Raw genomic sequence first — 14,741 nt, 5'->3', positions numbered from 1 at the left:
AAGTTAAACTTTCAGAGATTATATAGGTTATTCTGTAGTACGAGACTTGCCAAGCTGCTATTTAATTTTTATTATTCTCTCTTGTTATCAGACTTAAGTTTACTTAAGTTTTTTAACTTTTAATAAAGAAACAGAGATCTAAAATGAAAAGAACGTACCAACCATCAGTATTAAAACGTAAACGTGACCACGGTTTCCGTAAACGTATGTCAACTAAAAACGGTCGTAAAGTATTATCACGTCGTCGTGCTAAAGGTCGTAAAGTATTATCAGCATAATTTTGCGATAAACTTTTTACGCCAAAATCTCTACCTAGTTTAAAGTTTAAATCCTTTATCCTTTAAACGTAGATGATTTTTATAATACTTAAGACATAACAAACATTCGAAAAAACTAAGTAATCTTAGTTATTTTCCTTAAAAATGGTATTAAAGAAGCTCTTTAATATCATTTTTTTTATATTTATTTTTGCAAAATTAATTTACGGCATTTTCTAGCATGGTAAATTGCACCCCGCATCTCTATAGCTTACCTCGTAGCAAAAAATTACTAACGGCATATGATTATCGCCAAGTATTTGAACATCAACAAAACTTTCGTTTTGCTAACAAATACTTTACTATTCTTGCCAAGAGTAATGGTTTAGAGCATGCTCGTATTGGTATTGTTGTGAGTAAGAAAGCTCTAAAACGTGCGCATGATCGTAATCTTGTCAAACGTTTAGTGCGCGAATCTTTTCGCTTACAAAATCACACTCTACCTTCTATTGATATTGTATTTTTAGCTAAAACTCAAGCTACTACGATTACAACTCACGAGTTCTTTAATCAGTTAGAAAATTGCTATGGGTTAATGCAAAGATACTTTGCCAACCGAATTACAAAATAACTATAACTATCCCTATGGTTATACCGGAAAAACCCACTAACTAAATTGTAATTTTTTCTTTTTTAGGTTATAATTTTATTGGTTTTTCTTATCCAAATGACTAAATTTTTAGTTATTTAAGCCATAACTTTTACTACTGTAACTTTAAGTTATAGTCATTTTCATGTTTAAGTCAATAGCTTTACTCTTAATTCGTTTATACCAAACTGCTATTAGCCCATTATTAGGATCAGGGAAATGTCGGTATCATCCAACATGTTCTCAATATGGTAAATTAGCAATACAACAACGCGGCATAATAATAGGAAGTCTATTGACCTTTTGGCGAGTAATCCGCTGTCATCCTTTATGCATCGGAGGAATAGATCCTGTTCCAAGTCGTGTTAACAATAAAAAAGTGAAAAAATAATGAATCAGACTAGGGGAATCCTATTTATTATCTTAGCAGTACTAAGCTTCTTACTATTCCAAGCTTATACTCAAGACCAAGCTCCAAAACCACAAGTTGATTCAACTAACACTATCGGTCAATATAATGCAGTTGGAGCTGAAACTGACGCTAAAAACTCAGTTTCTATTGCAAATAACGAATTACGCTTAACTATTAACTCAGTTACTGGTGATTTTATTGGAGCTGATTTATTAAAGTATGACCGTACAGTTGAAGATAAAACTCCGCTAACTTTATTATCTGATCGTCCAGATGATTATTTACGTATTGTAAATGGTTTATATGGCGTAGATGGTACAGATTCAGCTGAAAAACGTGCTAATTACACTATTAGCAACCAAACAGCCGATTCTATTACTTTAACTTATACGAATAATAACGTTACTTATAAGAAAATTATTAAACTTGATGGTTATCAAGTTCTAGTAACTTACCAAGTACAAAACAATAGTGAACGTAAAATTTCACTAGCTCCTTATTCAGTATTTGTTTACCGTCCAGCACCAGCGCCTTCATTATTTAGTCGCTCTAATATTTATGGTACTTCACAATCTTATGCAGGTTTAGTTATTTCAACTGCTGAAGATAACTACGATAAAATTAGTACCGGTGATTTAGAAGACGGTGATTTTAAAGATGTTACAACGAATAAAGGTTGGGTAGCTATTTCTCAACACTTCTTTGTAACTGCTTATATTCCAATTGAAACTGGATCAAATCAAAACTTTACAATTCAATCTAATTACAAAGACAACACATTTAACATTAGTACGCGTAACCAAATTACAGGTACTGATGGCGGTTCTGATATTGTAAATCCTGGACAAACTAAAGATTTTGCAGTTAAATACTGGATCGGTCCAAAATTACAAGATCAATTAGAAAAAGTTGCTCCTGATTTAGATTTAGTTGTTGATTACGGTTGGGCATGGTTCCTATCATTACCATTATTTAAGCTAATGCAATTCTTACATAGCTTAATTGGTGATTGGGGTCTAACTATTATTGCTTTAACCTTAGTTGTACGTATTGTAATTCTTCCATTATCACGTATTCAATTCAAAAACCAAGCTCTTATGCGCGTAATTCAACCTGAATTAGCTGCTGCTAATGAGCGTGCTGGTGATGATCGTATGCGTAAAATGATGGAAACACAAAAAGTGTTCAAAAAATACGGTGCGTCACAATTTGCTGGTTGTATTCCGGCACTAGTACAAATGCCAATCTTCTTAGCTTTATTCTACTTAGTAAATGAAGCTGTAGATTTACGTCATGAACCATTCTTATGGATTAAAGACTTAAGTCAAGCAGATCCTTACTTCATTCTGCCGATCTTAAACGGTCTAATCATGATTTTTATGTTCTCATTAACACCTATGCCTGAGAACATGGATCCTACACAAAGAAAAATCATGAAGATGATGCCTTATCTATTTATCATCTTCTTCCTTTTCTTACCAGCTGGCTTAATTGTTTACTATATTGTGTCTAACATTATTACGATTTTATTAATCATGTATTTCAATCGTAAAATTAAGTACCAATTTGAAAACAATTTATTACCAACATACAAAGTAGAAGATCGCCCAAATAAATTACTCGACACTAAGAGAAGACGTTAATTCGAGTAAGCGATCCTTGTAAATCCAAAATTAATGGCATCGCTATACTTAGCGGTGCCTTAATTTTTAAGGAAAATTATGACTGCGAGTAAAGAAACAATTGTCGCGCAAGCTACAGCTCTCGGACGCGGTGCTGTGGGCATTATCCGCGTTTCAGGTCCTAATGCTAAAGCCATTAGTAAACTCATTACTCAAAAAGAACTAAAACCACGCTATGCTCATTACTTACCCTTTATTACTGGTGAGCAACAAGTACTCGATTATGGCTTAGCTATTTTCTTCCCTAATCCTCATTCATTTACCGGTGAAGATGTTGTAGAGTTCCAAGGACACGGTGGTCCGGTAGTATTACAAGCTTTACAAGAATATATTGTAAACACAGGGCTAGCGCGTTATGCCCAGCCTGGTGAATTTAGTCAACAAGCATTCTTAAATGGCAAACTAGATTTAGTGCAAGCAGAAGCTATTGCTGATTTAATTAATGCTAATAGCATGCAAGCTGCTAAAGGTGCGATTAACTCACTACAAGGTGCTTTTTCTGAAAAAATTGCGACCCTAGTAGAAGACTTAATTCTTTTACGTACTTATCTTGAAGCAGGCATGGACTTTCCAGACGAAGAAATTGATATTCTTGCCGATAGCTTTGTCCAACAAAAAATTACCGAGTTAGAACAACGCCTAATCGAAATTAAAAACAGTGCTCAACAAGGTAAAATTCTTCGCGATGGTATTAGTGCGGTAATCGTTGGCCAGCCTAATGCGGGTAAATCTTCACTCTTAAATGCATTATCGGGTGAACAATCAGCTATTGTTACCGAAATTGCAGGCACAACTCGCGATACCTTAAAAGAATTTATTCAAATCGACGGTTTACCACTGCATATTATTGATACAGCTGGTTTACGAGAAACTTCTGATAAAGTAGAGTTAATCGGTATCGAACGTGCTTATCAAGCCATGTCTAAAGCAGATGTCCTCATTATTATGAGTGATCAAAAAGACTTTAGTGCCGAGATCAATCTCTTACCAGAAAGTATTTTTGAATTAGATATTCCAAAAATTATGATTACCAATAAAATCGACATTCAGGGCGAACAACCTTGGTGTGAGAAAAAAGGTAATCTCTACTTCTTAGGTTTATCAGCCCAAACCCAAGCGGGCTTAGATAATCTAAAAAGTGCGTTAAAAGAAATTATCGGGTATAATCAAAGTAGCGAAGGTACAATTATCGCGCGTCAACGTCATATTCAAGCGATTAATGAAGCCGCTGAATATTTCGCTAATGCAACCGCATATATGCGTATTGGTACTTCACCAGAATTAATTGCCGATGATTTACGTATGGCACAACAAAAACTGTCAGAAATCACTGGTAAGTTTACTGCCGACGATTTATTAACTCGTATTTTTACAAGCTTTTGCATCGGTAAATAATGATTTATATGAGCCATCATCATGCAGGACTATTTACCTTACCGCAAACTGAAGGTTGTAATTGTGGTAAATGTCACGATCATGCCAATCCTTATGCTTTTTTAGTTAATCCTCAACTCAAAGCACAGATTGCCCAACAAGAATACCGTGCATTAGACAAGCACGAGCTTCAAGCTTTAGCACAGAATACCACTTTAGCTTCGTATGGGGTAGCTAAATGTTTAGGTATTTTACATGCTTATATAGCTAGTAATAAACCTGAACTTGCAGCACTTCAAGATAATCAGTTAGGTAACTCGATTAATACTATTGTCCAAACTATTATTAATACTAAAGTTGGTAAATGGTATGAAGAGTTTGCTCTGAACGTACAATTCAGTCCGATACTAAATTTAGTAGCTAGTCTTGAACAACCTAACTTAGTTTCAATTAGCCAAGCTCTTAAAGACTATCTTGACGGTTATAAAACTATAGTTAGTTTGTTACCTGCTAATGTAGCTTTAACTCCTGCAATTGTGCAGCAATTAAATGTATATCTAGCTAACTTAGAGCAACTAACAGTAAATAGCGAACTACTTAGCAGTAATTTACTGGAAGTCCAGCAAGAATTAGCAAACTCAAGTCCAACACTAGTTAAACATTTTCTAAGTGGCACTTATGAGCCTGATCATATTAATACTTTAACTAGTCAACAGACTTTACAAGAATTATATTTAGCAATTAAAGAATTAGCTTTATTTGCTCATGGTATTACCCATGAAACAGAACTGTTAAATAACTATTATCTTCAAGCTTTAGATAATTGTTTTACTTTAACCTTAAATTTATCAATGCAACACGCGGTTATTAAAAATGACTAACAAACACAAACATTCATGTGGTTGTAACCACGATCATCATGATCACCATGATCATCACCATTCTCATCATGCTTGCGCTTGTGGTGGTCATCACCATGAGCACGCTCAACAGGGTTGCGGTTGCGTCTGCAACCATGACCATGATCATAGCCATGATCATAGCCATGAACACAAACATGCTCATCACGGCTGTGGTTGTAACCACGATCATGATCACGAACATCATCACCATCACCACCACGAAATAGAAGATTTACCACCTTTAACTATTGGTAAGCTAGTATCAACTTTCGATTATGAAGATGGTGAAGTTATTGAAAACTTAATTGCTCATGTAGAGCGTTTACGTAGCACAGAACCTGTTGAACGTTTAGATAGCCTAATTTTCCGTAGTAAACAATTCGCTATTAAAGAATTCGTAGAATTATATGAAAAGAATTTTACGCAACAAGATAGCTTTATTAGTGCTCACTATATTTTAGGTAGTATCTTTGTTTGGTCTTTAGCTAATGATCCTGATCGCATTAACTTTGATCAATTACTACGCTTAATTTTTGAAGGCAATGCAGAGGCTGACGTTAAAGGCATTAACGATGAATTCTTAATGGCTTGTGAAAAAATGCGCTCTTTATTCCATCAAGAAGCAGTAGTTAATGCAGAAACGTTTGTTATTTCTAATTTATGGCAAACTTTCATCGATATGGATCACGAATCAAGATCTGATTTATTTAATTTAGTCGCTTTCCAATCTGACTTTAGCTTTGGTGCTTACTATGCTGCTGGATTTATCAGTGCAATGGATAAAGAATTCTTTGCTGGTAAAAAACGCGGTGACATCTTAGAGAATATTGATTCTCTAGCGGTAATGGGATCAATTTATCAACAAATCGATGAAACCTTATTAGCTTATGTAGTAAGTAATAAAGATCACATTGAAGATATCCTAAATCTAAACTTTGATATCAAAACAGCATTCCCAGAAATGACTATTGCTGCTACAGCCTTAAGTTCATTAATTAACTTTGAAGCATACAGTAAAGGACAAGAATATCCTGAAGATATTTTTGACTATACATCAGTGTATACTTTTAATTGGGATTAATTCTACAAATATAGGAGGTGATTATCACCTCCTTCTTTTACGTAATTAGTTTATAAATATGGAACTACGCTATATAACTGAACTTTCATTAAATCACTATACCGAACGCTTACAACAAGTATTAAATGCAGTGCCACCAGCGAGTCTTCTGGTAGTATATTTACCTGCAAATTTTTGTCAGCAGTCTTTAGCACAAGAGTACTTACTTAAATTAAGTGCATGGCAAGAGCAAGCAAACACTGAAAGCGCTGTGCAACTCTTACTTGCTTGGCAAAAAATACAACTAGCGACCATTAAACAAAGTTTTGTGCCTGCTACTGTTTCAGATACAGATTCAGTTAAAGACGCTGTTAATACTTTATACGTGATTTATAAAGCCAGTGAGGAGCAAGTTCAAATTCAGCAATTTACTCCAGAGCTTAGCGAACTAGTTTCTCCTGCTACCTATAGTAAGTTTATAGCTCCTGAATATTTAAACGCTTGTCAGTATCTCTTTACTTATTTACCTTACCTAGAGTTACAAAGGGCATTAGTAAAATATATAGCTAAATCCAAATCCATACACCAAGTTGTTCCACCTTTAGAAGAGGCAATTACCCAAGACTTACAGCAACCTCCATTTATTTCGCGTGGTTTTAATGTGTATGGGCAATATTTAACAACTGATTATGTAAATCATCAAGTTATAGCAGCATTGCAATTTTTTGCACAAGATAAAATATCTAATCACAAATTAGCGACTGATGAGTTAGCAACTAATGAGTTAGCAAATAATGATCTAAACAAGAATAACTTTGCAGCAAATGACTTGCCTATTAATAACCTAGAGGTAAACAAGGAAGCTAGAGGTAATGAGATGATTAATAAATCATCTATAACCCTAGATCATTTCTATTTATCTTGGTTATTACAGCAAAAAAGCTTAAGTCTTAGTTATGGGCAACAACGCTTGCTCCAACATAATGCTGAAACTTTAGCTTTAGGAATTAATAATTTCTGGCAACAAACAGGCTACAACACTACTTCGGTGCAAATTAATAAGCTGTTAGTGCAACATAGTGCAAATTTTAACTTAAATGCTCAAAGTATTAGTAGCAAGGTACAAAAATTTACCCTTGAGACACCACAACTAGCATTAAGTCAATTTCTTGCTAAGAAATCTCGTGAGCAAAATCTTCTTACTGAACAAGAAAATCAACATAGCTCTTTATCGTTGTCTAAAATCTTTAATGCTAATTTACTTCACCTAAATCAGCAAGAAAATACTTTACCCCAACAAGTACACTCTTATTTAGAGAAAAAAGGCTTAGTAAATAGTGATAATGCGCCTTTACTAGAGATTTATCAACAATACTTAACTAATCAACGTAATGATTTTGTAGATTTTACACAACAAGGGATTACTTTAACACTAACAACAAGTAATGACCAGCAAGTAAATTATCAAGCTCGAATTGCCCGTGTCTTAGCTTTAACTAAACCGCAAACCAAAGAAGTGCAAACTGTTAAACATCAACAGAAAGAGCGTAAACGTGGTACTAATGCTACAAACAATTACGATCATTTACTGTATGAGTTAAATAATAACCAGCAGCAAGTATCTATCGAAGCACAACCAACTTTAGAGCAAGACTTAGATAATTTAGAAAAACTACAACAACATCTCATTGCAGCTCTTAGACCAAATATAACTTTATTACATCCGCTTGTAAGTACTCTAGTTAATGCAGCCTCTATATTAGATATTGATTTTAAAGAACTCCAAGTTACTTTAAAGCAAATCTATCCAGAGTTTATGCTACAAAAAAATAACAAGCATTTAGCAGCATTATCTCAACATCTACAGACTGAGCAAATCCCAACTACTTGGCAACTTTACCGATATATAGCTAAAGTGTTACTTGGTTTAGATACAGCAGAACAGTTTTTACCTACTATCAGTACTGCTTTTGCGGACTTACCAACTAAGGTAGCTCAACTCAAATCAGATTTTTCAAGTTTAACCTTACAAACTGCTAAATACTATTGCCAAATTAAACTCCTAAATCCAAGCTTAGAAGTAAATGTGCATAGTTTATTACTTGAAAACATGCCGGTAGTAATTACTGTGGGAGTAGTAAATTCTCCAATACAAATTACAGACACTATTCTCATTGCTGATAATCATGTATTACGTAAATGTTTAACATCAAATTGTGCTAGCAATCTTGCGCTTTTAAATGGTTTACGTTAAAGGAAATCATTATTGAGATTAGAGAGACGGTTAGGGAATAAATAGGGAAATAAGTTGAGGAATAGCTAAAGGAATAGTTAAAGAAATCGGTAAAAGGTAAGCTCAAGCTCCTTTAAAATCAGGATATTAATATATAGGTTTATCTTTAACCTAATTCTCTACTCAAGATTAACTAAACTCAATTAATTCTAAGTTGGTATTTTTTCGACAAATTAATGATAAAGTCTTGGCGTATAATTTAGCTTTTTTGATGAGAAAATGAGCCATTAAGGTATAATAGCAACAGAAACAAAACAAAGTCTTAATTTTTATATGGAAATTAACGTTCAGGCTCAACAGACACCACACTATGATGTAGTGATTGTAGGTGGTGGAGCTACAGGTTTATCCTTACTTTATGGCTTACAAACAGCTTTAAGCCAAGGTAAAATTAATAAAGTTATGTTAATAGAAAAAGAGGAATGTGCAGCTCACATTCCTGGTAGATCTATTGCTTTAAATCTTAATACTCTTAGTTATTTTGCTAATATTAAGCTTAATACTAAACCGGCTTTTAATTTATTAGAGTATTTAGCGCCACATTTACAGATTATTAAAAATATTCTTGTAAAAAATCAAACTTGGCAGCAATCTTTAATCCTTGAAGCTAAACAACATCAGGTTGATCAATTTGGTGCGGTAATCGATTTAGGTACTTTGCAACAAGAGCTTGAGCAATTATTACCTACTTACTTAGCACAACTACAGTTAGAAAATCCCCAAGTAACTGTTGATTTAGTTAAACAAGCACAAGTGGTATCTTGTGTAGATCAGCAAGAACTTGGTGCAGGTAAAGTATTAACTGTACAAGATGTAAATACTAAACAAGAGTATACTATTGGCTGTTCTCTAGCAATTATTGCTAATGGAGCTAAATATATTCAAGGACTCAATAATTATCAGCACTTTATACAAGTAGTTGAACATCAACAATGGGGAGCCATTGCTGATGTTACTCTTAGTCAACCTTTTAATAATTTAGCTATTGAATTTTTTACTCCTCATGGTCCGGTTGCCTTTTTGCCAAAAAACAACCAACAGGCAGTGATTGTTTGGTGTAATCGTGAAAATGAAATCAAACAAGCACAACAAGATCCACGTAAGGTTATTGCAAGTTTAAACCAAGTTCTTAGCAATATCGGACAAAATACCTTAAATACAGCTATAAATCCACAAGTGCAAGCAACTAAATCACTTGAAGCATTAGCTCACCAAGTAGCACAAGAAACTACTTATCCATACACTATTCAAGCATATAGTGATTTAGCTTACTTTAAGTTAAATGCTCAATACCTAAAACAACTGTATGCTCCTAATTTAGCATATCTTGGTAATGCAGCCCATACTTTACATCCAGTATCGGGACAAGGGTTTAATCTCGCAATCCTTGGAGTACAAAATTTTCTTACAGCTGTAAAGCAGCATTTACAAGCTAATGATAATGCTAAGACTGATTTTGCTAATTTAGTAAATCCAATTCTTTTAACTTATCAACATTTACATTTACCAGTAACTGAAAAAGTATTTAAACGTACCAATTTACTGGCAAATGAATTTACAGATACAGCAATTTATGGCAAAATTTTACCTAATTTAGGAATGTTCCATTTAATTGCCTATCCGTTTTTACAAGATCTTATTGTTAAACCTTCATTAGGTCTTAGTTAGAGACTTAATAACAACTTTAAATTAATATAATGTTACAACAAGCAGATATTACGATTGTTGGTACGGGTTTAGTTGGCTTAAGCTTAGCTCTTGATTTATTACAACAAGGGCATAACATTACGCTAATTGGACAAGCAAGTCCAGAATTACCTAATCCAGCAAATCGTGTCGTGGCATTAAATATGGCTTCTAAAGAGTACTTAAATGCTTTAGGAGCATGGCAAGTAATCGAAAGCTCGAGCCTTACACCATACCAAAAGATGAAAATATGGGAAAAAGACTCTAGTGGAAAATTAGAATTTAAAGCCTCTGATGTAGGTACACAAGATTTAGGTTATATTGTTGTTAATTCCGCTTTAGAACAAGCTTTATGGCAACAAATTAACTCCTATCTTGCTCAAAATCCCCAAAGTCAATTTACTTACTATGATGCTAAAGTAACTGCATATCAGAACTTACAACAACGTCATTATTTAAGTTTAGATAGCGGTGAGCAAATTGTAAGTGTCTTTGTGATTGCAGCCGACGGTGGTAATAGTTTTATTCGTCGCGCTTTAAATATTGGTGTAAATCGTAGTGAGTATAATCAAACAGCACTGACTTGTGTACTTGAATTACCAACCGAACACGACTATACTTGCTATCAAAGTTTCCACCAAAACGGCATTCTTGCATATTTACCACTAGAGAAGCCAAATCAAGTATCTATTGTTTGGTCGTTAAATAACGATGTAGTAGATCAAGTGCTAGCTTATGAACCAGAAAAATTCTGCCAACAAGTTTATGCTTGCTTTGCCAATGTCTTAGGTGTACCAAAATTAGTAAGTAAGCCTAGTAAGTTTCCACTAGCTAAACAATATGCGCAAAAGATCTATGCTGACAATTTAGTCTTTGTGGGTGATGCTGCTCATTTAATCCATCCACTTGCAGGTCAAGGGGTAAATCTTGGTTTTGCAGATGCATGGCAATTATCAGATCTAATCAGAAATTATTATCGTACAAATCGTGGCATTGAGCCAATTAAAATTGAAGCTTGGGCACGTAAGCGTGTAGCACGTGCTACTCTAACTTCAGAATCAATGGCTGTAATTAAAACGGTATTTAGTAATAATAACGGTCTCTTAAAAGCTATTCGTAACACAGGCTTAAATTTAATTGACAAATTAAATGCACCAAAACAATTTCTTATTAAAAATGCTTTAGGCTATGGAGAAGATCCATACTCTCAAGCTAGTTATAATAGTGCTTTAGACGTTAACAAAATCCAAGAAAAAGCTGATCTTTCTGGCATAGTTGAACTGGCGCAAAAATTACCAGTACAAGATGTTGTGAAAAAACTAGATCAACTATTTAAGAAATAGTCAAAATATCAGCACACATTGCAAATTTTAGCTAAGAAAAAACCTTAAGTGAAATTCACTTAAGGTTTTTTCTTATGCAAAATATGGCGGTAGGTCAATACCTAATTTAAATAAGTCGTTACAAATACGTGCAACTATTAAATCAGTATTTTTTCCTACTACATGAACATGCGGTAGATTTTCAACGTGCACTTTTAATTTAGGATCAGCGTCAGCCATTACAAAGCCATATTTAGAAGTTTCTAACATATGAGCATCATTCATACCATCACCAAAACTAATTAAATTTTCTTCGTTATTTAAACCTAAATAGTTAATATATTTACGAATGGTATTGGCTTTGGTTGTACCTGCACAGTTTATTTCTAAACAGTTTACTTGTGAGAAAACACACTCAATACGATCGCCATAAGTAGTTAAAATTTGTTCTTGTAAACGATTTAATTTTTCAGATCGAGCATCTGGTTTAACAGGACACTCTGGATCAATATAGAACAGTTTTACCACGTTTTGGCTATCTAGTTTATCTAAATCTAATAAACGGTATTCAAAATGCGAATCAGTGAAAAAGCGAGCAACTTCTTCATTTGGTTCATTAACAAACCAGTGATTTTTTGTGTATACATTAAAGATTAGACCTTCACCTACAATATTGCTACAAATTTGTTCTATGATATCAGACGGAACATATGATACGTAATCTGGAGCAGGTTCTGCATTATTAAGCATTGCACCATTTGAAGTAACTAAAGGTAAACTATATTTAATGTTTTCTTCAATTCCCACTACATCTCGATAAGGTCTACCTGTAGCTAAAATAACTTGGATTCCTCGATCGATAAGTGCTTCAAAAACTGCTACTGTTTCTGGCGCTAACTTGTGATCTGCATTTAAAGCTGTACCATCTAAATCAGAGGCTACAACTTTAATTTTACTAACATCGAAATGCTGTGCTAGCATTATAAACTCCTATATCTCAGAAATGGCACCCATTTCGTAAAATCTTTATCTTTTCAATTATAACACAGAGCAAATTGCGACATATCGCTAATCAACTACAAAAACTAAATAACCTACATTGTAATTTTTAGGACAACAAAGGCTATTAAATAGTAAAAAATTGCAAGTTCAATTATGTTATATTTTATAAATTTAATCTTAGATTATTTCTATCCATAAAATTAAAAAATCATAACAATCAAAACCTAAGGTTATTAAGTTTAAACTACGTTTTTATTGTATAATACACAGATACGTGCATATTATGCACTTAAAAAAGTAAATACGACTAAATGTCGTTGGGTAATATATAGCATACACTTGAGAGTGATTTTGTAAAGTTGTTTACTAAGTTGGTTTGCAAAGAAAACTTAAGTAACTCTTTACAGCTACTTGAGTTTTCTTTGTTTTAACCAAAACTTCAAGATGTAAATTAGTAATTTTAGAATTATTAATCTAGGTTAAAACATGGTGAATTCAAATAATGAACACAAATTGCACCGGAAATTAAGAGCTAGACACATGGCTATGATCGCCGTAGGTGGATCTATTGGTACAGGTCTGTTCTTATCTTCAGGGGCAACCATTTCCCAAGCTGGACCTGGTGGAGCTTTAGTCGCTTATGCCTTAATTGGTCTAATGGTATATTTTATTATGACCTCATTAGGCGAGCTATCGGCTTTTAACCCAACTTCTGGATCATTTGCAACTTTTGGCTCATTATATGTTGATGAAGCCTTTGGTTTTGCACAAGGTTGGAACTACTGGTATAACTGGTCAATTACTTTAGCGGTAGAACTAGTAGCAGCAGCGTTAATTATGGGATATTGGTTCCCTGATGTTCCTGGTTGGATTTGGTCAGGTATTTTCTATCTTCTAATTTTAGGCATCAATCTCTTTAGTGTTAAAGGTTTTGGTGAAACCGAGTTCTGGTTTGCTTTAATTAAAGTGATTACTGTTGTGGTATTTATTATCATTGGTTTACTAATGATTTTCAAAATCATGAACGGTCATACAGGTGACTTCCAAGTACTAGAAAACTTAACTGGTGGCGAAGCTCCATTCGTTGGTGGTATTCCAGCAATGATGGGTGTAGTAATGATTGCTGCTTTCAGTTTCCAAGGTACAGAACTTATCGGTGTTGCTGCAGGTGAATCAGAAAATCCTGAAAAATCTATTCCACGCGCTACAAGACAAATCTTCTGGAGAATTTTACTCTTCTACGTATTTGCAATTATTGTAATTGGTTGTTTAATTAACTATCAAGATCCTAATCTACTTAAAAATGATGAAAGTGATATTAGTTTCTCACCATTTACTTTAGTATTTAAACAATCTGGTTTAGGTTTTGCTGCCGCTGTAATGAATGCTGTTATTTTAACTTCTGTTCTTTCAGCTGGTAACTCAGGTTTATTTGCTTCTTCGCGTATTTTATTCGAAATGGGTAAAAACGGTTTAGCACCTAAAATCTTCGGTCGCGTAACAAAAGCAGGTGTACCTTTAGCAGCTGTTCTATGTACAGCAGTTGTTGCGGCATTATGTTTCTTAACTTCACTATTTGAAACGTCTGATGTATATTTATACTTATTAAATGCTTCAGGTATGTGTGGTTTCGTAACGTGGATTGGTATCTCAATTTGCCACTTTAGATTTAGAAAAGCAATTAAAGTACAAAACTTTGACCGCACTCAATTACCATACTTAGCTAAATACTTCCCATTTGGTCCTATTCTTTCGTTAATTATGTTAACGTTCGTGGTATTAGGACAAGACTGGGATTTAGTAACAGGTCGTGGTTTTGACGTTGGTACATTTGTTTCTACATACTTAGGATTAGCTTTATTCTTTGTATTATATATAGGTTACAAATTTACTAAAGGAACTAAATTAATTCCTCTAGATAAAATTGACTTAACACAACGTGCAAAATAATCTCAAGTTAAAGAGGTTGGTAATACTATTACCAACCTCTAATTTTTGTCAAAATTATCATCACTCACACTTGTACATTTTACACATGAAATTAAAGTCCCTAAGTTTAAAACTTAAGGACTTAAAAAATAGTGTAAAAATGGTGGGCGGTA

The 14,741-nt window shown here is 33.8% G+C and carries 12 protein-coding genes; 11 read left to right on the top strand and 1 reads right to left on the bottom strand.

All coding sequences use genetic code 11. From position 1 onward, the window contains the following. Positions 1-143: 143 nt before the first annotated feature. The 10 genes from rpmH to CKF58_RS07595 all read left to right on the top strand — a co-directional run bounded on the left by rpmH (position 144) and on the right by CKF58_RS07595 (position 11,658). Complete coding sequence (gene rpmH / locus CKF58_RS07640; RefSeq protein WP_119497398.1) at positions 144-278, top strand: 50S ribosomal protein L34; 135 nt, start codon at positions 144-146, stop codon at positions 276-278. Positions 279-498: 220 nt separating this feature from the next. Beyond that, positions 499-888, top strand: coding sequence for a ribonuclease P protein component (gene rnpA / locus CKF58_RS07635; protein ID WP_119532595.1), 390 nt, complete (start codon positions 499-501; stop codon positions 886-888). Between the two features lie 163 nt (positions 889-1,051). Continuing rightward, entirely contained in the window at positions 1,052-1,297 is a 246-nt protein-coding gene (gene yidD / locus CKF58_RS07630; protein ID WP_119532593.1) for a membrane protein insertion efficiency factor YidD, read from the top strand. Next, entirely contained in the window at positions 1,297-2,961 is a 1,665-nt protein-coding gene (gene yidC, locus CKF58_RS07625; RefSeq protein WP_119532591.1) for a membrane protein insertase YidC, read from the top strand. Before yidD ends, yidC begins: the two co-directional genes overlap by 1 nt. A 78-nt stretch (positions 2,962-3,039) precedes the next feature. Beyond that, positions 3,040-4,395: a tRNA uridine-5-carboxymethylaminomethyl(34) synthesis GTPase MnmE gene (mnmE, locus tag CKF58_RS07620; RefSeq protein WP_119532589.1), complete on the top strand. Its 1,356-nt coding sequence runs from the start codon at positions 3,040-3,042 to the stop codon at positions 4,393-4,395. An 8-nt stretch (positions 4,396-4,403) separates the two neighbouring features. Next, on the top strand, positions 4,404-5,255 hold the full coding sequence (locus tag CKF58_RS07615; RefSeq protein ID WP_147397244.1) for a hypothetical protein: 852 nt from the start codon (positions 4,404-4,406) through the stop codon (positions 5,253-5,255). Further along, positions 5,248-6,357 carry a hypothetical protein gene (locus CKF58_RS07610; protein ID WP_119532585.1) on the top strand — a complete coding sequence of 370 codons (1,110 nt, stop codon included), beginning with the start codon at positions 5,248-5,250 and terminating at the stop codon, positions 6,355-6,357. The genes CKF58_RS07615 and CKF58_RS07610 overlap by 8 nt, the downstream gene beginning before the upstream one ends. Before the next feature lie 58 nt (positions 6,358-6,415). Beyond that, the gene (locus tag CKF58_RS07605; protein ID WP_119532583.1) at positions 6,416-8,590 is read left to right on the top strand and encodes a hypothetical protein; all 2,175 of its coding nucleotides are present in this window, start codon (positions 6,416-6,418) and stop codon (positions 8,588-8,590) included. A gap of 312 nt (positions 8,591-8,902) precedes the next feature. Further along, a complete protein-coding gene (locus CKF58_RS07600) occupies positions 8,903-10,297 on the top strand; it encodes an FAD-dependent monooxygenase (protein ID WP_119532581.1) in 1,395 nt (464 codons plus the stop codon). A gap of 29 nt (positions 10,298-10,326) precedes the next feature. Then, on the top strand, positions 10,327-11,658 hold the full coding sequence (locus CKF58_RS07595) for an FAD-dependent monooxygenase (RefSeq protein WP_119532579.1): 1,332 nt from the start codon (positions 10,327-10,329) through the stop codon (positions 11,656-11,658). Positions 11,659-11,730: 72 nt separating this feature from the next. On the opposite strand, the gene CKF58_RS07590 is transcribed toward CKF58_RS07595, so the two are convergent. Beyond that, positions 11,731-12,618 carry a Cof-type HAD-IIB family hydrolase gene (locus CKF58_RS07590; protein ID WP_119532577.1) on the bottom strand — a complete coding sequence of 296 codons (888 nt, stop codon included), beginning with the start codon at positions 12,616-12,618 and terminating at the stop codon, positions 11,731-11,733. Between the two features lie 507 nt (positions 12,619-13,125). Here CKF58_RS07590 and CKF58_RS07585 point away from each other — a divergent pair. Further along, positions 13,126-14,589, top strand: a complete 1,464-nt coding sequence (locus CKF58_RS07585) for an amino acid permease (protein WP_222987765.1) — start codon at positions 13,126-13,128, stop codon at positions 14,587-14,589. Positions 14,590-14,741 lie beyond the last annotated feature (152 nt).

It is taken from the genome of Psittacicella hinzii, assembly GCF_003585935.1.
Classification (GTDB): Bacteria; Pseudomonadota; Gammaproteobacteria; order Enterobacterales; family Psittacicellaceae; genus Psittacicella; species Psittacicella hinzii.
Note: the sequence above shows the minus strand (reverse complement) of the source record. Positions and strands in the feature narration are given on the sequence as shown.